This window comes from Zwartia hollandica (genome assembly GCF_019923725.1).
Taxonomy (GTDB): Bacteria; Pseudomonadota; Gammaproteobacteria; order Burkholderiales; family Burkholderiaceae_B; genus Zwartia; species Zwartia hollandica.
Genome location: NZ_JAHXRI010000010.1, coordinates 272226 through 294512 on the forward strand (window position 1 = coordinate 272226; position 22287 = coordinate 294512).

Consider the following 22287-nt stretch of genomic DNA (forward strand, 5'->3'; position numbering starts at 1 on the left):
AGGGTGCGAAGGGCGTACCGCCCTATAATGTCACTCAGATTGACGCATTGTGCGTCTCACCTTTTTTTTGGCTGTATTTATGCAGGAACGCTACCAACCTAACGCCGTCGAAGCGGCTGCCCACGCTAACTGGGATTCTCGTGATGCCTACCTCGTAACCGAGGGCGCAAAAAATGCAGCAGGAGAACCCAAACCCAAATTCTATGCTTGCTCGATGCTGCCCTACCCTAGTGGTAAGTTGCACATGGGTCACGTTCGCAACTACACCATCAACGACATGATGGCCCGGCAATTACGCATGCGTGGCTACAACGTCTTGATGCCAATGGGTTGGGACGCATTCGGCATGCCCGCTGAAAACGCAGCCATCAAGTCCAATGTCCCGCCCGCAAAGTGGACATACGACAACATCGCCTACATGAAGAAGCAAATGAAGGCGATGGGGTTGGCGATCGACTGGTCTCGCGAAATGTGTGCCTGCGATCCAAAATACTACAAGTGGAATCAGTGGCTCTTTTTGAAGATGCTTGAAAAAGGCATTGCTTATCGCAAGACCCAGGTTGTGAACTGGGATCCCGTTGACAATACTGTCTTGGCAAATGAGCAGGTGATCGACGGTCGTGGATGGCGCTCTGGCGCACCGGTTGAGAAGCGTGAAATTCCTGGTTACTACCTACGCATTACTGACTACGCAAGTGAACTCCTCGAGCAAGTACAAAACGGCCTAGAAGGATGGCCCGACCGTGTTCGTGCCATGCAAGAAAACTGGATCGGCAAAAGCGAAGGTGTGCGCTTTGCATTTACGCATGCCATCAAGAATGCCGAGGGTCATTTGATCCAAGACGGCAAGATGTTTGTCTTCACAACGCGTGCCGATACGATCATGGGTGTTACGTTCTGCGCGGTTGCACCAGAGCATCCTCTGGCAACGCACGCAGCGAGTACCAACCCTGTGCTGGCTGCCTTTATCGAACAGTGCAAACGCGGTGGCACCACCGAAGCTGAGCTCGCCACGCGTGAAAAAGAAGGTCTAGATACAGGACTGACTGTCACACACCCCCTTACAGGCAAACAGGTCGCGCTGTGGGTAGGCAACTATGTCTTAATGAGCTATGGCGATGGCGCGGTCATGGGTGTGCCTGCGCATGATGAACGCGACTTTGCGTTTGCAAACAAATATGGCATCGCCATTACTCAGGTGGTGCAAGTTGGCGACAAGCTGTTTGACAACAACGTTTGGAACGAATCCTATGCAGACAAACAAACGGGTCGTTTAGTTAACTCTGCTGAATATAACGGCCTGACCTTCACACAAGCCATTGAGACGATCTCGGGCAAGCTCGAAGCGCTTGGCTTAGGCACCCGTCAGACAACATGGCGCTTGCGTGACTGGGGCATCTCGCGACAACGCTATTGGGGCACGCCCATCCCAATCATCCATTGTCAAGACTGCGGTGCGGTGCCGGTGCCAGAAAAGGATTTGCCAGTTGTCTTACCCGATGACCTGATCCCCGATGGCAGTGGCAACCCCTTGGCTAAGCATGAAGGCTTCTTGTCTTGCCATTGCCCAAAATGCGGCAAGCCAGCAAAACGCGAAACCGACACGATGGATACCTTCGTGGATTCGTCATGGTATTTCATGCGTTACACCTCGCCTGGCAACGATCAACAAATGGTCGATGCGCGCAATGATTACTGGATGCCGATGGATCAGTATATCGGCGGCATTGAACATGCTGTGCTGCACTTGCTTTATGCACGCTTCTGGACACGCGTGATGCGTGATCTGGGCCTGGTGAAGTTCGATGAACCCTTTACCAAGTTACTGTGCCAAGGCATGGTGCTTAATCACATCTATTCCGCCAAGAACGAGAAAGGTGGAGTCGAGTACTTCTGGCCTGAAGAGGTCGAAAACGTCTACGACACCAAAGGCGCTATTGTTGGCGCTAAGCTCAAAAGCAATGGGCGCGACATCACCTACGGCGGCGTGGGCACCATGTCCAAGTCGAAGAACAATGGCGTAGATCCCCAGTCATTAATCGACACCCAAGGTGCAGACACAGCTCGCTTGTTTGTGATGTTCACGAGCCCACCTGAACAAACACTCGAGTGGTCGGATTCTGGCGTGGAAGGCTCAAACCGCTTTTTACGTCGACTCTGGTCGCTCTGCTTTCAGAAGCAAGCAGAGGTTACGGCGGGACTCAAGACACCCACGACGGACTGGTCAACCGCAAGCAACGATATTAAGAAGCTACGCTTTGAGATCTACACTCTGCTCAAGCAAGCTGACTATGACTACCAGCGCATTCAGTACAACACCGTTGTTTCTGCGTGCATGAAAATGCTCAATGCCATTGACGATGCCACACTAGGCGATTCGAACTTTGCTCGTGCAGCGACTGCGGAAACAATTGGGGTCTTGCTGCGTGTGCTGTATCCAGTTGTTCCCCACGTAACCTGGCATCTCTGGTCAGAGCTGGGATACAGCGCGTTGTATGGTGACTTACTAGACGCCCCTTGGCCGACCGTGGATGAAGCTGCCTTGGTAACCGATGAAATTGAACTGGTACTCCAAGTCAACGGAAAACTCAGAGGCAGCATCAGTGTTATGCGTGAGGCTACGCGTGAACAGATTGAACAATTAGCAGCCACGCATGAAGCCGTCCAGCGTAACCTGGAGGGCCGCGCGCCCAAGCGCATCATCGTTGTACCCGGTAAACTCGTCAACGTAGTCGGTTAATAGGACAAATAACCCGATGGATAAGCGCCTGACAGACCGCCCTTACTTCTCTATCCAACTCACTCAAATGTGGCGTTGGATCATTGTAGGTATGGCGGGTCTGCTGGTTGCAGGCTGCGGTTTCAAAATGCAAGGATCGACTCCTCTTCCTTTTGATTCATTGCACATCACAATTCCACAAAACTCGCAGTTTGGTGCCGACGTGCGTCGTGCAATTCGTGCGGCCTCGCCAGACACACGCCTCATCGAACTCAATGACATTAAAGTTCGCCCACGAGACATGAAGGAAGATGAAGATGTCGAGAGCAAAGCGGCGCAAGAAAACATTAAAGCTAGCCAAGTCCGCAAACTTGCTCAAGCGCGTCTTGAGCAACTTGGCGAGGAACGTCAGACACGAATCGTTGCGCTGAATGCACAAGGAAAGGTTGAAGAATTTGAGCTGACCTTAAAATTCACCTTTCGATTAGTCAACGCCAAGGACCAAGTAATTCTGCCTGCAACCACGCTAACGGCCGCGCGAAGCATGCCGTTTGACGAGCGGGTTGTCCAAGCTAAGGAAGGTGAAGCGGCGACGCTCTTCAAAGACATGCAAAAAAGTCTTGTGACGCGAATCGTGCGGCGCATTACGGCACCAGACATCACACAGCGCTGGGAAACCTTGTCTAAACTCAAGGGGGAAGAAGCTGAAGAGATCGAAACAGTTGCGCCCGTTAATGAGCCATCGCTCGTCCCCCCCATGTGGCAGAACCCTTCGCTCACGCCGCTGCCAGTCTCGGTCAACCCTCAATAAACTGGGGGCTAGGTGGATCCTGAACGCCTAATTGAAAACCTCAGCCGCCCAGGTGCAAGCCTAGCGGCCCTTTATGTCGTGATCGGCGACGATCCCTTGCTCACGATCGAAGCGGCTGACGCCTTACGTGCAATCGCTAAGGCTGGCGGATATCTCGAGCGCACTTCCTTCTTAATGGATGCGCGTAGCGACTGGAGCACGCTAAGCGTGTCGAGCCAAAGTGGTTCATTATTCGGCGACAAGCAACTTGTCGAATTAGCACTACCCACAGGCAAACCGGGCAAGCAAGGGGCAGACGCTCTGATAGCCTTGGCCGCACGCTGCGCAGGACTGGCAGATGGGGATGTACTAACAATCGTTTCCCTACCTAGACTGGACAAGGCTGCACGCGACAGCAAATGGGCGACCGCTCTGCTCAAGGCAGGAACGGTGCTCGACATGCCAAATATCGAGCGAACACAATTACCGCAGTGGATTGCCAAACGACTAGCTAAGCAATCACAACAAGCTAGCTCGGAAACCTTAAGCTGGCTGGCCGACAAAGTCGAAGGCAATTTACTAGCCGCCCACCAAGAGATCCTAAAGCTGGGTCTCTTGTTTGAGCCGGGAATGCTTGATGCGGCTCAGGTCGAACAAGCTGTCATGAATGTAGCGCGCTACAACGTTTTTGGACTGCGTGATGCGATGTTGTCTGGAGATGTTCCCAGAATGTTGCGGATGATGGCAGGTCTGAAAGCGGAAGGTGAAGCGCTACCGCTCGTACTTTGGGCTGTTGGTGAGGAGATACGCGCGCTTGCACGTGCGGCGCAGGCGGCCGCGACAGGACAAGACATGGCGACCGTGCTACGCTCACAACGTATTTTTGGGCAACACGAACGCTTGGCGCGTGAAGCAATTGCTCGTGTTCCCGCACGCAGTTGGCCCGCTGCTGTTCAGCATGCTCACGAAGTCGACCGATTAATCAAAGGGCTGCATGTGACGGGTCGTCTCCAAGACCCCTGGGAAGAAATGAGCCGCCTGGCCATGCGCGTGGCTGTCTCACCCGTTAGGCCATAACGAGTACTTTAATCATGACCATACAAGAATCAATGCAGCAGATTGGACAACAGGCGCGCAAGGCATCGCACGCCATGCTGCGCGCAACGGACAAACAAAAGGCAATGGCCCTAGAAGCGATGGCGCACGCGCTCGATGCGCAACGCGGCAGCCTTCAGGCAGCAAATAACATTGACCTTGAAGCGGGTCGCGCCAAGCAGTTAGCGGCGCCACTGCTGGATCGCCTGACCTTATCGGACCGCAGTATCGACACGATGATTGCAGGCTTGCGTCAAATCGCCCATATGGCAGACCCCGTTGGCAGCTTGACGGCCACTACGGTACGTCCAAACGGTATGCAGGTTGCTCAAATGCGGGTGCCGCTGGGCATTATTGGGATTATTTATGAGTCACGGCCAAACGTCACCATTGACGCAGCTGCGCTCTGTCTGAAGTCAGGCAACGCCACCATTTTACGCGGGGGCAGTGAGGCTCTGCACTCAAACCTTGCTCTCGGAAAAATCATCCGTATGGGCCTCAATACCGCGGGGTTGCCAGAGCACGCCGTCCAAGTGGTAGAGACACCGGATAGAGCTGCCGTTGGTGCAATGATCACCATGACGGACTACATTGACGTCATCATTCCACGCGGGGGAAAAGAGTTAATCAAGAGATTAGCGAATGAAGCGCGCGTGCCGATGATCAAACATCTAGATGGCAACTGCCATGTGTACGTAGACAAACATGCTGATTTAGAGAAAGCGGCCGAGATCGCCTTTAATGCCAAGACTTATCGTTATGGCGTCTGCGGCGCGATGGAGACGTTATTAGTCCATCAAGACATCGCAACAGTATTTTTACCGACACTAGGTAAACGTTTAATCACGCACGGCGTCGAGCTGCGCGGCTGCTCGAGAACCCAGGCGCTCTTACCCTCCGCGCTTGCTGCAACCGACGAGGATTGGGCTACCGAGTATCTTGGACCCGTGTTGGCGGTACGTGTAGTGGATTCGATCGCGGATGCAATTGACCACATCACACGCTGGGGTTCTGGTCATACAGACTCGATTGTTACAGAGCACATTCAGGCAGCACAACAGTTCCAACGAGAGGTCGACTCCAGCTCGGTCTACGTTAATTTACCCACCTGTTTTGCCGACGGTTTTGAATATGGTCTAGGCGCAGAAATCGGCATTTCAACAAACCGTTTACATGCACGCGGGCCTGTCGGCTTAGAAGGTCTCACAACGCTCAAGTGGGTATTGCAAGGCAACGGACAAATCCGAGGATAAGACACGCATCATGCTCTGGATCAAAACCTTTCATATTGTGTTCGTCGCCTCTTGGTTCGCTGGCTTGTTCTATTTGCCACGTATTTTTGTCAATATGGCGCAGCAGCAGGATCCGCAGACACAAAAAGTGCTGATCGGCATGTCTCGTCGACTGTTTCGTTTCATGACGATTCTTGCCGTTCCAGCAATCGCTCTAGGTTTATGGCTTTATCTTGGCTATGGGATCGGAAGAGGTCCCGGCAATGGCTGGATGCACGCCAAATTGGTGCTTGTTGTTCTAGCGTTGGGTTACCACCATGGTTGCGGAGTATTGCTGCGTAATTTTGAAGCGGGTCGCAACACGCACTCACATGTTTTTTATCGCTGGTTCAATGAAGCTCCTGTATTGATCCTGACTGCCGCGACAGCGTTTGTCGTGGTCAAGCCTTTTTAAAGAATCACTATGTCTGAGCAGGACTCAAAGCGTGCCACGCTGAGCATAAAAAAACGTACCGTTGCTTCGCCAAGTGCGCGTGATGATAAACCTCGTTTGCGCGCTGGTGCACGCGGACGTCAGGTCGCACAACTTAAACTCGCAAAAGACAAAGTTAAACGAGCGGTCGAGACCCCAACGGAGGTCGTCGCCTCGAAAGACGAACAATTTACGTCAACCTATACGGCAGCACCACCAAAGACGCGCTCTCCTCGAAGCAGTGGTCCCAAAGCGTTGCCGCAAGTGAGAGACACTCGTCATACGGAAGAAAAAATATTTGTGCCACAGACCACCTTATTTGTGCCACACGGAAATGATATTGAATATTTTCATGTCTTTGCGCCCTGCCCTATGGGGCTTGAAGAGGCCCTTGCTGCGGAGCTCAACGCGCTAGGCTATGACGGTGTTAGCGCCACACGAGCAGGCTGTCACTTTATGGCGGACTGGTCAGGCATTCAGCGAGCCAACCTGTACTCCCGTCTCGCGACTCGCATTCTTGTGCGCCTAGGACAAGCACCTGTGCAAAGGGAGGACGATATTCTTGAACTCGCCCGCAGCGTTACCTGGGAACGCTGGTTCGGTGCAGAACATACGTTGCGGGTCGACACCTCGGCAGTCAAGAGTCCGATGCAAAGCTTGCAGTACTGCAACCTGCGTGCAAAGGACGGCATATGCGATCGCTTACGAGAGCTAGAGGGAGAACGCCCCTCGATTGATACCGTTCGCCCTGATGCACGCGTGCATCTATTTTTGTCACACGACACCGCGACGCTCTACCTAGATACATCGGGTGAATCATTGTTTAAACGCGGGTGGCGTCTAGACAAAGGCGACGCACCGCTGCGCGAGAACCTCGCAGCAGGTATCTTAGCCCTGGCAGGCTGGGACCCAGAGGCTGCCTTGCTTGACCCCTTCTGTGGCAGCGGCACGATACTGATCGAAGCGGCATGGATCGCCTTAGGCGTTCCTCCGGGCATAACACGTCCTTTCGGGTTCGAACGCTTACGCGATCACGATGCAAGTCGGTGGGAGGACGTCAAAGACGAAGCACGTAGCCGAATTCTCCCTGAGCTCGAGACGCCGTTAATTGGGATTGACGCTGATCCGCTCGCCATTGAAGCGGCGCAGCGTAATGCCGAGCGCGCGTACCTGACAGAAGACACTATCCGCTTTGAACTGGGTGACGCACGAGACGCTACCGCACCCGCCCCGACGGGTTGGATAGTCACCAATCCCCCCTACGGTGAGCGTCTAGATGAAGAAGATCTAGAGTTCTGGCGAGAATGGGCGACAAACCTCAAGCGGGAGTTCGCGGGCTGGCAGGTCAACATTATTACCTCTGACCTCGACCTCCCCAAGCATCTACGTCTTAAGGCCAACCGACGCACTCCTGTCTTTAACGGAGCGCTTGATTGCAGGCTCTTTAACTTCGAACTTGTCGCAGCAAGCTACCGCGACTAAACCTGGGGTTCGAACGCCTGAGGCCACCTCAATTTCTCAGAAAAATGTTGTCGCAACGCAACATTTGGGCGGGGTGTAGGGTTATCCCTTGATTTCGGTTGCATAGATTCGGGTTTTCCCTGATAATAGGGTTATCCCTAATCCAGACAGGAAATCATCATGCAAACCACCAATACCGTACGCTTGACCGATACGCTCGAACGCGACCTGTTGGCCAAAGCCATTGACCAGCAATTCCGTTTTCGCCCGTTGCGCAGCATTGGCAAACTCGTTAGCAGCACCGCGACTTTCATCGCACGGGCTCGCGCGCAAACCAACATGCGCGACATGGTCTAAAGAGGTTTGGGGTACGCGAAAGTGCGGGATAATGCCCGTCATGAATGCGAGCCCCAAACCAACACTAGACTCTCAGCAGGCGCAAGCCAGCGGATCGACGCCCTCCAGATGCAGGCGCTTTGCCTCCATGATGTACGAGGGCGTCTTGCTTTTTGCCGTGACGTTTCTAGCCGGCTATCTCTTTGACACCCTCACCCAAAGTCGACACGCTCTAGTTTTACGTGGAACGCGCCAAGTATGGCTTTTTTTCGCCATTGGTGTGTACTTTTTGATCTGCTGGCGTCGCAACGGGCAAACGCTGCCCATGAAAGCCTGGCACATTCGGCTTCAAAGCACAAACGGTGGCGCATTGACGTGGCGCCAAATGCTCACCCGTTATGCATTGATGTGGCCAATCCCACTGGCTGGCACAGCGCTTATCTGGGTTGTAGCAACCCTATCAGGCTGGCCTGCCTTTCTTATGTTTATCGTAGTGACGCCTTTTTTAGTGTTCCTACCTACCTGGCTTACCCAGGATTGCCAGTTTTTACACGACAAGCTTTCAGGCACCCGTTTAGTCAGTGTTCAAATAAGTAAAAACCCTTAGTTTTGACTCTGCCGAGCAGGTCTTTGTTGCGCCATTCAGCAGGCTGCGCCATGCTTACGGTCTGAAACAGACCGAACACTCAGGATGTTGGATCAACACGCTTCATTGTGCGAATCATTTCGCTGGCAAGTACCTGCCAATTTCAATATTGGTCAGGAGTGCTGTCATCGCTGGACAAGTAGCTCAGCCGATGCGCGACGCATCGCCCTGCTGACAGAAAACGCCTGTGGCGAACGCGCCGTCTGGACCTACGAGCGTTTGGGTGCAACAGCCAACCAACTCTCAAATGGCCTGTTGAAAATGGGCGTCAAACGTGGCGACCGTGTTGCCGTCATCATGTCGCAACGGGCCGAGGCAGTCATCGCGCACATCGCGATCTATAGCATCGGCGCGGTAGTCTTACCGATTTCTACCCAGCTTGCTCCTAAGGCAATGGAATATCGCTTGCGCGATGCGGAAGCACGCGTGGCGCTGATCGATACCCAGGGCGCAAATAACCTACTGCCGATTTTGCAGCGCTGTCACAAGCTGACCCAATTAGTTGGGATTGATGTCCCCGATGAACGCGTATTACCTTGGCGCAGCTTGTTGATTAGACAGTCTGATACATTCAAGCCGGTGCAAACAGCAGCAAACGACCCCGCACTCTTGCTGTACACGGCAGGAGCAACAGGTCCTGCACGTGGCGTTCTATTGCCCCACTCAACTCTGATGGGAAACCTATCTGGTTTTGTTGCATCACAAAACTGGTTTCCCGCCAACGCTGATGCGTTCTGGACACCAATAGACTGGTCTCGCGCGAGTGGCTTGTTTTGTGGAGTACTGCCAGCTCTGTATTTCGGTGTACCCCTTATCGGGGTCTGTGAGCCCTTGGGTCTGGATCAAGTACCCGCTCTGATCGAACGCTATCGCGTCAGTCACGCACTACTCCCGGCTAGCATTTTGAAACAATGGACAGCGCACCTACCTAGGGCAAGTGTGACACAGCTCGCCACACTCAAGCACCTTGCAAGTTGCGAGGAGACTCTGAGCGCGCCAGTGGTTGCCTGGTGCGAACACGTACTTGGCACTATCCCCAACGAGATCTTTAGTCAAACAGAGCTAGCCTGTGTTGTGGGCGATAGTAATCAAAAGTGGCCCAAACGAGTCGGTAGCCTCGGACGCTGTTATCCCGGGCACCGAGTGGTTGTTCTGCGGGAAGATGGCACACCCGCAACACCAGGCGAAGTAGGCGAGTTAGCGATCTTCCGTCATGATCCCTTTGATCACCCAGACCCAGTGACCCCACTGCTCTATTGGCGTAATGAACCAGCAAGTCTTGAGTTCATCACAACAGGATGGTGGCGCACCGGAGATCTGGTTCAACAAGACTCCGACGGGTACTTTTGGTTTGCCGGACGCCGTAGCCGTCTCGCAAGCAAGCCTAAAGCAGTCGGGTAAACTGCGACTCTTCTACTGGCTTTACAGGGTTTATTCATCATGGCGATTTACCAACTCGGCGACCTCGCTCCACGCATTGATCCAACCGCCTTCATTTTTGAGTCTGCGGACATCATCGGAGATGTCATTGTTCGTGAACATGCGAGCATTTGGTCAAACGTCAGCATCCGCGGTGACAACACGGTAATTGACATTGGTCATCACAGCAATGTGCAAGAAGGTAGTGTCTTGCACTCTGACGTTGGGGTCCCTCTTATCATTGACCACCATGTCACTATCGGCCATCAGGCAATGTTACATGGCTGTCAGATTGGTTCTGGATCATTGATTGGCATGCAAGCCATTGTGCTGAATCACGCCAAGATCGGTCGCAACTGTTTGATTGGTGCGGGCGCCATTGTTCCCGAGGGCCGTGAGATCCCAGATGGCAGCTTAGTGATCGGCGTCGGAAAAATCACGCGCACGTTATCAGAAGAAGAAATTGCGACAATTCGCAATAATATTGAAAACTATGCGCGCCGCGGTCAGATGTTCCGCCAACAGCTCAAGCGCTTGGACTAACACATTCTTCTGGCTTGCATGTCTGACACTCTGAAAAAGTTTTTATTTGAAGACCGCAGTGTCCGCATTGAGTCGGTGCAGCTGACGCAAACGTGGATCGCCGCACAGGCACACCACACCTACCCTCCATGCGTCGCTGCCCAGCTTGGCGAGTTGGTCGCTGCCGCAACGTTACTGTCGGCAACTTTGAAATTTGATGGGTCTTTACTCTTGCAACTGCAAGGTGACGGTGCCATTGCCTTGATGGTGGTCGAATGTCGAGCCGACCTAAGTGTCAGAGCGACTATCAAAATGCGCGAACGCGCTCTGCCCACCATCCCCACCCTACAGTCCTTAGTAAATCCAGGTGGTACCGCAAAATTTATCGTTGTCTTGGATCCACCCAAACACACGCCTGGGCGCCAGGTTTATCAAGGCATCGTTCCTCTAGAGGGCGACACGATTGCAGAAGCGCTTGAACAATACATGTTGCGGTCAGAACAGCTCGAGACACGCATATGGCTTGCTGCCGATTCGCAGTACTGCACTGGATTACTGCTACAACGCCTTCCGGTGCAAGGGGGGAACCAACAAGTCGCGCTCTCGACTGCACAAGAGTCCTGGGAGCGAGCACAACATCTCGCACAAACGCTTACCCAAGCGGAAATGTTAAGTGTCGATCGCGATACGATTTTGCATCGCTTATTTTGGGAGGAGGTACTTCACTCCTTTGAGCCACGCGGTATTACCTGGCGCTGCTCTTGCTCTCACCAAAGAGTGGCCGATATGCTGCGTATGCTCGGAAAAGCAGAGGTGCAGGACATGTTTGAGGAACGCGATACTATCGATATCGCGTGTGAATTCTGTGGGCAACCCTACACTTTCGATTCGGCGCAAGCGACCACACTATTCTCTGCAGTCCACTAACGCTATTTTCTGCGTGTACAAGAAGGCTAGGCCTGCAGATCCACTGGAACGCACAACTGGTAACCGACACCCCACACCGCTTTGATCGGAGACTCCGCATCGGGTGGTATCACTGTCGCAATTTTTTTTCGCAAACGACTCACGAGACTTTCTAGTGAGCGGCGCCCGATGTTGGTCACGCCGGCACGCTGGCAGAGGATTTCGCAGATCACCTCACTTTCAAGTAAGTGATGTGTCGCTTGCGCCAAGGCAATCAAAAACACCTTCTCGCTATTGGTGAGATATACCTTTTGCTGAGTGGTTGTGGAGGTTAAGGAGAGGTGTTGGAGCGACAGCATGAGGGACGGCGAGGGGACGCTATTTTGCTGCGCACGGCGATACTGGCTCAGCAACGCTGCCGTCAATTCCTCTGGAGCAATCGGCTTGCTCAAGTAGATATCAGCGCCGGCCTCGTAACCTTTTAAACGCTCTGGTATTGCGGTGCGAGCAGTTAGCATGATAATGACAACTGATGGGATACCAATACGCATCCGCCGGGCGATAGACAAGCCATCTTCACCTGGTAAATTCAAGTCAAGAACGAGTGCATCAATGGGCTCTGTCAACAACAACTGATCAAGCGACAAGCCGCTATCGAGCGCGTAGACAATAAAGCCTTGTTGTTTTAAATGGTAGTGGATCTCCTTGCGCAGCAGGGGATCATCTTCAACCAGCGCGATGCGTAAGCTTTGCACCGCCAGAGCACTAGTATTTTCGCCAATCATGATTTAAGTGTTACTAAAAAATATATTTTTTCAACTGTATGTCGGCAGGTCACTTCGCCCCCCAAAATATCACAGATAGATTTCACTAGGTATAAACCGAGGCCAGTTCCGGAGGATGCGTGCGTATGCTCCCCTCGATAGTATCTAGAAAAAACGCTTGCAGGGTCGGGAGTTCCAGATGGACCAATTATGTTCTCTACAACAAGGGTAAAAACTCCCGCATCATCTAAAGTTGCCGTCATTGTGATCGGGGACTTCGGTAGAGAATACTTCAGTGCATTATCTAACAAATTAGCGACTACGACTGATAAAAGACTAGGATCGGTATTAAAGACCAGACCTGGCGAAGCGACATGCAGCGTGATTCGAGAGGGGTCCGTCGTTTCACGCAGCGCATCTTGCAGAACATCTTCAAGGTCTAGCTCCTCAGGCCTAAACGCTATTTTTTTCTGATCCAGGGAGTCAACTTGAACACAGCGCTCGATCACTGTGTTCATGCCGTGAATTGCCTGAATCATGCTGCTAATTCGCTCATTGGCTTCAGACGTCTCTGCAGGAGGCAACTGCAAAAGGCTAACTTTTAATGAGCCAGCCGCCATCCGAATTGCCGCAAGTGGATTTTTGAGTTCATGCGTAAGCATATCAATCATCATGCTGCGCTCTTTAACCTGCTGATGTTCGAGCGCATTACGCGCTTGCCTTCGTGCGAGCTCAGTCGCAACATTCTGATTATTCAAGCGTCGAATACGTACTTCATTCGCCACTAGAAACGACATAAAAATGGAAACGACAAGTCCGCCAAAATTCCCCGGCACAAGCATGCGATCAACTTGGGTTAGACCAAGTGCAGGCACCATATCCGCCCAAAGCATGAAAATCATTACAGTTGCCAAAAGAAGCATCAAACCACGATGCATGGTTGGGCGGATCCTTGCCTGGCAAAGGGCAATGAGCCAAACCATGGGCCAAAAGATAACAAAAGTGAAGTTAAACGCCAAAGCGGTGAGTGAAACCGGCGCGAAAAGCAACCAACAAAACTGCACGATAAAGACAACAACGATGATTTGCGCGAGATTCAGATACCACGCAGGCGCCACTAAATTTTTAAAGAATGCCAGTGACAACAAAAGCGAAAAGAACAGACGAACAACATACAGCACATTGAAGACAAAATTATCAACCCATGCGGTCTCGGACGTAAGAAATTGCGTGTAGACGCCCAAGACAGACATGGTCAGTAACAGCGCCACCGTCTGCGTGGCTAAAAAAACTGCGGCCAGCATTCCACCGCCACTAAAGAACAACAACACAGACAAAACGATCAGTGCGAGCAATACGCCGCACTCTAAGCCGGCACTCAGCGCCAGATCTGTGTTCTCTTGATTAAGCGCGGTTCGATCAAAAAGCTTGGTTGTTACGTAGTAGCCATTCGTTGTGGCGACACGCAAGTAGAGCTCGTTGCCCTCTAGCTGATCTAACTCAATGGAAAAACAGTACTGCCCAAACGGACAACCAACCTGTTGACTAGGATAGCGATCGCCGACAAAGCGCTGGACCCAGCCTCCTTGGTGTCGCTCATACAAGGCGATCTCGGCAATATAGTGGGGGCCAAGCACTAACACGGCAGACGTGTCAGCCGTCGCGCTTTTGTCAATACTCAAGCGAATCCAACGGATCTTGGGCGTCAAGCCACGCTGAAGCAGACCATTGAATCTGCCAAACTCTTTTCCAACAACCTCTTCTATACCTAGCGTGTCTGTTGCGTCGATATAAATCCCACGTTCGCGGATAAGATCAGACGCCTGCGCGCAAAAAGCAATCAAACTCAACGAGACAAGCGCCAGCAGCCTCTTGAAAAACACGTCTATTTGTCCGTAGTACGTGCCAGGTACTCGACTGCACTGCGCACACCGCGTTCGCCCACCTCAATGCCTAGGGATTGCATTGCAGCTTCAACACCGGACAGGCAACCAAGAATCATTGCAGCATTCAAGTCACCAAGATGGCCGATACGGAATACCCGTCCAGCAAAGGGCCCAAGCCCTCCTGCAATAAGTATTTGGAACTTATCGCGTGCTGTTTTACGAATAAGTTCAGGATCAATTCCGGGCTTCACGAGCACCGCAGTGACCGACACGGAGCGTGCTTCTGGAACACGACATAGAAACTGCAGATTACCTGCCTCAGACCAGGACTGCACTGCCGCGTGCACAGCGCCCGCCAAGCGCGCGTGACGCGCATGGACATTCGCCACACCTTCCCGTTGAATCAACCCGAACGATGCCTGCATGCCGAACAATAAGTTCTGTGGTGCTGTGCCACAAAAACGGCTATACGAGGGACCTTTACGACGGCGCAACCAATCCCAGTAAAACCGTGGTGCAGGATTTGCTGCACATACTTCCATCGCACGCGCATCCGCTGCGCAGAAGCCGACTCCAGGTGGAACCATCAACCCTTTTTGCGATGCGCCGATCACCGCATTGATACCCCACTTTTCCATTTCAAAGGGAATAGCGCCCAGAGAAGCCACAACATCCACAACATAGAGAGCGGGATGTTTGGTTGCATCCATCGCCTTGCGTAGAGCCAACACATCACTTGTCGTACTGCTTGCCGTATCGGTGTGTACGGCAAACACAGCGACGATTTCGTTCTTGGTGTCGGCGCGCAGCGCCTCTTGAACAGCAGCCAAATCGATCGGATAGCCCTCTTGATAGGGCGTGCGCAAAACGACGGCTCCCATTGCTTCGGCCATCAGAGCCCAGGAATCAGAAAAGTGGCCCGTGCCAGGGATCAGAACTTTTTGTCCAGGCGCTAACAAATTGACGATCATGGCCTCCCAGACACCGTGCCCATTTGCTGCATACATAAAAACCTCAGCAGAGGGCGCGTTAAGCAACGCCCTCAATCCCTCTTCACATGCATCAATGCAGGCGTCGACACGCGGATCACCCATATCGATCGGCTGGTTTGTCATCGCATCCAACACGGCTTTCGGGACATTCGAGGGACCAGGCGAATGCAACAAACGAATGCCAGGAATGTAGGGGAAAGCGTCTTTGGGCGAAGTCATTACTAGTCCTTGAAAAGTTGCATTATTTTACCCGAGCCTCGAGGAGCGAACTTCTGCGTATCGACCTTTTCCTAACAAAGGTAAATACTTCTGCAGATGCCCACGAACAAAAGCCGGACCAGACTCAGCCAGAAAGGTACTGCACTCATCGAAACGACTTTAGGGCTATTAGTCGTGCTGTTTATCGCGGGCCTCTGCCTCGAGGTTGCACAGGTCCATCAAATCCGATATCTCTTAAGCCTAGCGCTCCAGGAAGCAGCACGCATTGCTGCCGTCACTCGGGCAAATCCAACGCATTGGCATCCCGTCCTGGCCCGTGGCGTGCGCCTGACTTACGCGAGCAGACGGAGCCAAACAAACCATGCACAACTGACCCGACGCTCTGGCTTGGAGCCCTTTTGTGCCGAGATCGTCTCCCCAACGCGCACCGGCAAAGCAAGTACCCAAGGCGTCAGGACCCATCCCCGTCGGGAGCACGCCCCTGACACGGTCTTACACCTAAGGCTCATTTATATATATGCACCCAAACAACCATGGGTGGCTGCTGCAATCAAGGCAATGCATCGCCGAGACACTAAACCCACAAGACCTGCTTGCGCAAAACTGGCACAGGCGCGCGCCGCGGGTTTTATTCCCGTCGTGGTGGAATACAAGGTTCTCATGCAAAGCGAGCTTCCAGACTAAAAGCAGGAGCTAGCGTTGCGTTGCGGTGGGTCGTGGAGTTGGGGCCGTGGTCGTAGCCGCCGGCGTTTGCGCGGGCTTCGCACCTGGTCGAGGTGGAGCCGCTTTGACGTCTGGTGCCTTAACGCCAGCGGGCAACACCTGCACAAACACCTCACCCTGCTTGAGCATGCTTAATTCAGAACGTGCACGCTCTTCTGCGGCCTCGGTGCCAGTACGCAAGTCTTCAATTTCGGCAGCTAAAGCTTTATTACGACTAGCCAGCCCGTCATTGACGGTACGCTGGTCAGAGACTTTCATCTGCAGATCCCAGACATCAAACCAGCCACCCCGACCCATCCACAAGGGATATTGGATCAGGCCAGCAAGCAATAACAATCCGACAAACAAAAGACGCATAGCACCTCAGTGTCTTGCCACAGCCAACAGCTGCGGCAACCCGGTTACCGCAAGTTGTAGAAAGCGTCACGCCCAGGATAGGTTGCAACCTCTGCCAGCTCTTCCTCGATACGCAGTAATTGATTGTACTTAGCCATGCGGTCTGAACGCGAGAGCGAGCCTGTTTTGATCTGCATCGCATTGGTCGCGACCGCGATATCAGCAATAGTTGAGTCCTCGGTTTCCCCAGAGCGATGCGACACCACAGCGGTATAGCCTGCGCGCTTAGCCATTTCAATCGCTGCAAACGTTTCCGTCAAGGTGCCGATTTGGTTGATCTTGATGAGGATCGAGTTCGCAATCTTCTGATCGATCCCTTGCTTCAAAATCTTGGTGTTGGTCACGAACAAGTCATCACCAACTAGCTGCACCTTACGACCAAGCTGCTCCGTCAGATATTTCCAACCTTCCCAGTCGTTTTCGGCCATGCCGTCTTCGATCGAGATAATTGGATACTTGTCGCACCAAGTGGCCAACAAGCTGGTGAGATCCTTAGATGACAAAGAAATCCCACCTTCGCCGTGCAGCGTGTACTTACCGTCTTTATAGAACTCAGACGCAGCGCAATCCAGACCCAAGGCAATTTGCGTACCTGGCTCGTATCCAGCGTTTTCAATCGCACGCAAAATCAGTTGAATCGCGGCTTCGTGATTAGGAACGTTTGGCGCAAAGCCACCCTCGTCACCAACGGCGGTAGACATGCCTTGATCGTTAATAATCTTCTTGAGTGCATGGAATGTTTCAGCGCCCATGCGCAGTGCTTCACGGAAACTTGTTGCGCCAATTGGCAAAATCATCAGCTCTTGCATATCGAGCGTGTTGTTGGCGTGCGCTCCACCGTTGATGACGTTCATCATTGGCACAGGCATACTCATCGGGCCACTACCACCAAAATACCGATACAAAGACAAACCTGATTCATCCGCAGCTGCGCGGGCAACAGCCATGCTGGCCGCCAAAATAGAGTTAGCACCCAAGCGGGATTTACCTTCGGTACCGTCCAACTCAATCAAGGTGCGGTCAAGAAAAGTTTGCTCCTGGGCATCCAAGCCCATCAGCGCCTCAGACACTTCTGTATTGAGATTTTCAACCGCGCGCAAGACGCCCTTGCCGAGGTAGCGCGACTTATCACCATCACGCAATTCGATCGCCTCACGACTACCCGTCGACGCGCCGGATGGCACGGCCGCACGGCCCATCGCACCCGACTCAAGCAGCACATCGCACTCAACAGTGGGGTTGCCGCGCGAATCAAGAATTTCACGACCGATGATGTCTACGATTGCACTCATTTCTCTAGTTCCCGAAAGATAAAAATATTCAATAGTTTTGTAAATTAATATTGACGACCAGATTTAAGCGAACTGAGTCTCCAGAAATCCATTGCGCTTCACAACGCGGTCGATATCAAGTAGTGTTTCTAGCAGCGCTTTCATTTGCCCGAGAGGCACCGCATTAGGACCGTCGGACAGGGCTTTCGCAGGATCAGGGTGTGTTTCCATAAACAGACCGCTCACACCAGCAGCTACCGCGGCTCGGGCTAAGACGGGTACAAACTCTCGCTGTCCACCGGACGAAGTACCTTGCCCACCTGGCAACTGAACCGAATGCGTGGCATCAAACACAACAGGGCACTGTGTCTCGCGCATGATGGCCAATGAACGCATATCCGAAACCAAATTGTTGTATCCGAACGAAACTCCACGTTCGCACACCATGATGTCCTCAGGGACTCCAGCCGCGCGTGCGGCGTGTCGCGCCTTGTTAACGACTTGCACCATGTCATGTGGCGCAAGGAATTGTCCCTTTTTGATATTGACTGGCTTGCCACTCGCAGCACAGGCCTCGATGAAATCAGTTTGTCTGCACAAGAAAGCTGGCGTCTGCAAGACATCAACAGCGGCGGCGACCGCTTTCACTTGGTCTTTATCGTGCACATCTGTAAGGACCGGAACCTTCAAGCTTGCGCGGACATCGGCCAGAATCTGCAAACCTTCGTCCATACCTGGACCACGATACGACGTGCCCGAACTACGGTTGGCTTTGTCAAACGAACTTTTATAAATAAACGGGATACCTAAAGCGGCTGTGATTTCCAACAACTGCCCTGCCGTATCGAACGCCATTTGGCGAGACTCGATCACACAGGGACCTGCGATCAGAAAAAAAGGCTTCTCTAGGCCGATTTCAAATCCGCACAGCTTCATCAGGACCCTTTGCGTTGTGTCTGATGCGTCAAGGCCGCCTGAATGTAGCTCGTGAACAGCGGGTGACCATCGCGCGGTGTCGAGGTGAACTCTGGGTGAAACTGCACACCCACAAACCAGGGATGGTTTGGCAGCTCCATCATTTCCGGCAGATTTTCAGTTGGCGTGCGAGCACTAATGACTAGACCGGCTTCTTCTAAGCGCGGCACATAGACATTGTTGACCTCGTAACGGTGGCGGTGGCGCTCGTTGACTTGGGGGCCATAGATCTTACTGGCTAACGTGCCGGCCTTAACCGGACATTTTTGCGAGCCCTTACGCATCGTGCCACCCAAATCGGATTGCTCGTCACGCTTTTCAATGCGCCCTTCCCGGTCGAGCCATTCCGTAATCAGTGCAACCACTGGATGAGGCGAAACGGCATCGAACTCGGTGCTGTTGGCGTCTGTCAAACCAGCAACATGGCGGGCAAACTCAATCACGGCCAACTGCATGCCTAGACAAATACCAAGATAGGGCACGTTGTACTCACGCGCATAACGAATGGCAGCAATCTTACCTTCGGTACCACGCTTGCCGAACCCACCTGGCACCAGAATGGCATCAAACGGCTTGAGCACGCTCACACCATGCTGTTCGATATTTTCTGAATCGATGTACTCAACATTGACGCGCGACTTGGTGTGAATGCCGGCGTGGATCAACGCCTCAGTCAAAGACTTGTAGGATTCGGTCAGGTCAACGTACTTTCCCACCATTGCAATGCGCACTTCACGCTCAGGATGCTCAAGCGAATAGACCAACTTATCCCACATTGAGAGATCGGCGGCCGGGGGATTTAAATTAAGCGCCTCGCAAACAAGGTTGTCGAGCCCCTGCTTGTGTAGCATGGAGGGAATTTTATAAATGGAATCTGAATCCCAAACTGAAATCACCGCGTCGAGCGGCACGTTCGAGAACAAAGAAATCTTGGCCCGTTCCTCATCTGGGATCGGGCGGTCTGCGCGGCACAGCAATGCATTAGGAATGATGCCGATTTCACGCAGTTTTTGCACAGAGTGCTGCGTAGGCTTGGTTTTCAGCTCGCCGGCCGACGCAATAAAGGGCACCAGCGTCAAGTGGATAAAGGCGGCATTGTTCCGACCAAGTCGCAAGCTCATTTGGCGTGCGGCCTCCAGGAAAGGCAAGGACTCAATATCGCCCACCGTTCCACCGATTTCAACGATTGCGACATCCGTTGCACCGTCCCATGACTGCTCGGCACCTCGTGTAATGAAATCTTGGATTTCATTGGTGATGTGGGGGATGACCTGCACGGTCTTGCCTAAGTAATCACCGCGTCGCTCTTTACGCAAAACGGATTCGTAAATTTGGCCCGTTGTAAAGTTATTGACCTTGCGCATCTTGGACGAAATGAATCGCTCGTAGTGGCCAAGGTCTAGATCAGTTTCGGCACCGTCTTCGGTGACAAACACCTCGCCGTGCTGAAACGGGCTCATGGTGCCCGGATCGACGTTAATGTAGGGATCAAGTTTGAGCAGGGTTACCTGCAGGCCACGCGATTCGAGGATGGCGGCCAAAGACGCGGCGGCAATGCCCTTGCCTAACGAGGACACCACACCACCTGTGACAAATACGAATTTGGTCATGTGATCAACGCCCTGTTTAATGGGGCGCATGCAGGAAATTTGAATTATACCCGCCCTAAAGGCTGTGTGCGCTGCAGCAACCAATTGAGGGCAGCACCAGAGACTTTGGGTGCAAGCCGGCGTTGAACTTCCGCATGGTAGGCGTCCAACCAGGCCACCTCATCTGTCCGCATTTCAGCCAAATCAATACATCGCGTGTCGATCGGGCAAAGGGTCAACGTCTCGAACTGCAAAAACTCTCCAAACTCAGACGATCCGGCCGCTTGATTACAGACCAGGTTTTCGATACGAATCCCCCAACGGCCCGGGCGGTAGAGACCCGGCTCATTAGATGTGATCATGCCGGGTTGCATCGCCGTGTGCGGGGCAGGCGCGGCGCGGTAAGAAATCACCTGAGGACCTTCGTGGACATTTAAGTAATAGCCCACGCCGTGTCCCGTACCGTGGCCGTATTCAACCAATCTTTCCCAAAGCGGCGCCCGTGCCACGGCATCGAGCATCGGAGAAGCGATGCCCCTTGGAAAGCGCAGCCGCGACAAGGCGATCATCGCCTTGAGCACAGCGGTGTAATCAGCCTTTTGCTCTGGACTTACCTGACCGACCGGTACGACCCGAGTGATATCTGTTGTACCACCAAGGTACTGCCCCCCAGAGTCAATGAGCAACAGCCCATTGCCTTGGATGAGCGCATAGGATTGAGTGGTCGCACGGTAGTGCGGCATTGCACCGTTGGCATTAAACGCGGCAATCGTGCCAAAACTGCGCGACACAAAGCCTGATTGTTGCGCTCTCAAGTCGGTCAAGCGCTCATCTATCATTAGTTCGTTGAGCTCGGCGCCTTCAGCTCGATCAATTGCATGCTCGAGCCACGCAAAAAAAGCACATAGTGCGGCACCATCTTGCTCCATCACGCGGCGCACGTGGCTCAGCTCGTGCTCAGTCTTTTGCGACTTAAAGAACGTGCTTGGATTGATCGCACGCACCGTGTTGGCAACGATTTGATCAATCAGCGCGCACGTTGTACGCGCTGGATCAAATAGAACCGTATCTGTAAGTGCAAGCTTTGACAGCTCACTGCCGGCCGAATCATAGGGACGAACTTCAACATCATCGGCAGCTAGGGTACGCGCTAAGGTGCTATCCACCTTTCCAGGCAATACATAGAGGGTCACACCCTCCAACCCGACAAGAACATGTGCAAGGAAAACCGGATTAAACGAAACATCGCTGCCTCGCAGATTCAAAAGCCAAGCGATATCGTCGAGTGTTGACAGCACATGCCATTGCGCACCTTTTTCTTGCATGACAGCACGGACACGCGAAAGCTTTTCACGTCGAGACTGGCCTGCGATTTCAACAGGCAAATCACGAATCGGCGTGCTTGGTAAGGCAGGCCTTGCAGTCCAACACTGACCAGGCAAATCTTGATCAATCACAAGTCTGATCTGACGCGACGCGAAGGCAGTCAAGAGTGCTTCGCGTGCCATGAGGCCAAGCGCCCGACCATCGACGGCCACAACAGCGCCGACAGGAAGTTGTTCGGCGAGCCACTGCGTGTGCGCTGGATCCGTTGCTACGCCGATTTTCATGAGTGTGACAGCTGAACCGGCAAGCTCGGCCTCAGCCTGCACCCAATAACGACTGTCAACCCAAAGCCCAGCAAATGTATCTGTGACAACTACCGTTCCGACCGAGCCTGTGAACCCTGTGAGCCAAGGCCTAAGTTGCCAATAATCCGGCAAGTATTCTGACAGATGCGGGTCCGCAGAGGGTATCAGGCAAGCCTGCACACCGGCCACCCGCATAGCAGCTCTTAGCGCGGCAAGGGGTCCAACAGTGTTGTCATTCATGTT

Annotated in this window: 20 protein-coding genes; 12 read left to right on the plus strand and 8 right to left on the minus strand. The window is 53.0% G+C overall.

Annotation, left to right across the window (positions count from 1 at the left end; genetic code table 11):
- Positions 1 to 79 precede the first annotated feature (79 nt).
- From leuS to hslO, 11 genes are all read left to right on the plus strand, one after another.
- Positions 80 to 2740, plus strand: a complete 2661-nt coding sequence (gene leuS, locus KZZ10_RS11995; RefSeq protein ID WP_259662204.1) for a leucine--tRNA ligase — start codon at positions 80 to 82, stop codon at positions 2738 to 2740.
- 16 nt (positions 2741 to 2756) lie between these two features.
- Positions 2757 to 3530, plus strand: coding sequence for an LPS-assembly lipoprotein LptE (locus KZZ10_RS12000; RefSeq protein ID WP_259661766.1), 774 nt, complete (start codon positions 2757 to 2759; stop codon positions 3528 to 3530).
- A 12-nt stretch (positions 3531 to 3542) separates the two neighbouring features.
- Positions 3543 to 4586 carry a DNA polymerase III subunit delta gene (gene holA, locus KZZ10_RS12005; protein WP_259661767.1) on the plus strand — a complete coding sequence of 348 codons (1044 nt, stop codon included), beginning with the start codon at positions 3543 to 3545 and terminating at the stop codon, positions 4584 to 4586.
- 14 nt (positions 4587 to 4600) lie between these two features.
- Positions 4601 to 5857 (plus strand): glutamate-5-semialdehyde dehydrogenase, encoded by a 1257-nt coding sequence (locus KZZ10_RS12010; protein WP_375372563.1) that lies wholly within the window; start codon positions 4601 to 4603, stop codon positions 5855 to 5857.
- A gap of 10 nt (positions 5858 to 5867) precedes the next feature.
- Positions 5868 to 6290, plus strand: a complete 423-nt coding sequence (locus KZZ10_RS12015) for a CopD family protein (RefSeq protein ID WP_259661768.1) — start codon at positions 5868 to 5870, stop codon at positions 6288 to 6290.
- A 9-nt stretch (positions 6291 to 6299) separates the two neighbouring features.
- A complete protein-coding gene (locus KZZ10_RS12020) occupies positions 6300 to 7790 on the plus strand; it encodes a THUMP domain-containing class I SAM-dependent RNA methyltransferase (protein ID WP_259661769.1) in 1491 nt (496 codons plus the stop codon).
- Between the two features lie 159 nt (positions 7791 to 7949).
- Positions 7950 to 8126, plus strand: coding sequence for a hypothetical protein (locus tag KZZ10_RS12025; RefSeq protein ID WP_259661770.1), 177 nt, complete (start codon positions 7950 to 7952; stop codon positions 8124 to 8126).
- Positions 8127 to 8166: 40 nt separating this feature from the next.
- Positions 8167 to 8712: an RDD family protein gene (locus KZZ10_RS12030; protein ID WP_259661771.1), complete on the plus strand. Its 546-nt coding sequence runs from the start codon at positions 8167 to 8169 to the stop codon at positions 8710 to 8712.
- A gap of 84 nt (positions 8713 to 8796) precedes the next feature.
- Positions 8797 to 10152, plus strand: a complete 1356-nt coding sequence (locus tag KZZ10_RS12035; RefSeq protein WP_259661772.1) for an AMP-binding protein — start codon at positions 8797 to 8799, stop codon at positions 10150 to 10152.
- Between the two features lie 39 nt (positions 10153 to 10191).
- Positions 10192 to 10713 carry a gamma carbonic anhydrase family protein gene (locus tag KZZ10_RS12040; RefSeq protein ID WP_259661773.1) on the plus strand — a complete coding sequence of 174 codons (522 nt, stop codon included), beginning with the start codon at positions 10192 to 10194 and terminating at the stop codon, positions 10711 to 10713.
- An 18-nt stretch (positions 10714 to 10731) separates the two neighbouring features.
- Positions 10732 to 11619: an Hsp33 family molecular chaperone HslO gene (hslO, locus tag KZZ10_RS12045; RefSeq protein WP_259661774.1), complete on the plus strand. Its 888-nt coding sequence runs from the start codon at positions 10732 to 10734 to the stop codon at positions 11617 to 11619.
- Between the two features lie 26 nt (positions 11620 to 11645).
- On the opposite strand, the gene KZZ10_RS12050 is transcribed toward hslO, so the two are convergent.
- The 3 genes from KZZ10_RS12050 to KZZ10_RS12060 are packed head-to-tail and all read right to left on the minus strand — an operon-like array spanning position 11646 to position 15459.
- On the minus strand, positions 11646 to 12383 hold the full coding sequence (locus KZZ10_RS12050) for a response regulator transcription factor (RefSeq protein ID WP_259661775.1): 738 nt from the start codon (positions 12381 to 12383) through the stop codon (positions 11646 to 11648).
- Complete coding sequence (locus KZZ10_RS12055; RefSeq protein ID WP_259661776.1) at positions 12380 to 14245, minus strand: sensor histidine kinase; 1866 nt, start codon at positions 14243 to 14245, stop codon at positions 12380 to 12382. Before KZZ10_RS12055 ends, KZZ10_RS12050 begins: the two co-directional genes overlap by 4 nt.
- Before the next feature lie 2 nt (positions 14246 to 14247).
- Positions 14248 to 15459, minus strand: a complete 1212-nt coding sequence (locus KZZ10_RS12060) for a pyridoxal-phosphate-dependent aminotransferase family protein (protein ID WP_259661777.1) — start codon at positions 15457 to 15459, stop codon at positions 14248 to 14250.
- Between the two features lie 96 nt (positions 15460 to 15555).
- On the opposite strand from KZZ10_RS12060, the gene KZZ10_RS12065 reads away from it, so the two are divergent.
- Positions 15556 to 16143 carry a TadE/TadG family type IV pilus assembly protein gene (locus KZZ10_RS12065; protein ID WP_259661778.1) on the plus strand — a complete coding sequence of 196 codons (588 nt, stop codon included), beginning with the start codon at positions 15556 to 15558 and terminating at the stop codon, positions 16141 to 16143.
- A 9-nt stretch (positions 16144 to 16152) separates the two neighbouring features.
- Here the strand turns inward: KZZ10_RS12065 and ftsB are convergent, their stop codons facing one another.
- The 5 genes from ftsB to KZZ10_RS12090 form a co-directional block, all read right to left on the minus strand.
- Entirely contained in the window at positions 16153 to 16539 is a 387-nt protein-coding gene (gene ftsB / locus KZZ10_RS12070) for a cell division protein FtsB (protein WP_259661779.1), read from the minus strand.
- Positions 16540 to 16583: 44 nt separating this feature from the next.
- Positions 16584 to 17870, minus strand: a complete 1287-nt coding sequence (eno, locus tag KZZ10_RS12075; protein ID WP_259661780.1) for a phosphopyruvate hydratase — start codon at positions 17868 to 17870, stop codon at positions 16584 to 16586.
- A gap of 63 nt (positions 17871 to 17933) precedes the next feature.
- Entirely contained in the window at positions 17934 to 18785 is an 852-nt protein-coding gene (gene kdsA, locus KZZ10_RS12080; protein WP_259661781.1) for a 3-deoxy-8-phosphooctulonate synthase, read from the minus strand.
- Positions 18785 to 20434 (minus strand): CTP synthase, encoded by a 1650-nt coding sequence (gene pyrG, locus KZZ10_RS12085; protein ID WP_259661782.1) that lies wholly within the window; start codon positions 20432 to 20434, stop codon positions 18785 to 18787. Before pyrG ends, kdsA begins: the two co-directional genes overlap by 1 nt.
- A 44-nt stretch (positions 20435 to 20478) precedes the next feature.
- On the minus strand, positions 20479 to 22284 hold the full coding sequence (locus KZZ10_RS12090; protein WP_259661783.1) for an aminopeptidase P family protein: 1806 nt from the start codon (positions 22282 to 22284) through the stop codon (positions 20479 to 20481).
- Positions 22285 to 22287: the final 3 nt, after the last annotated feature.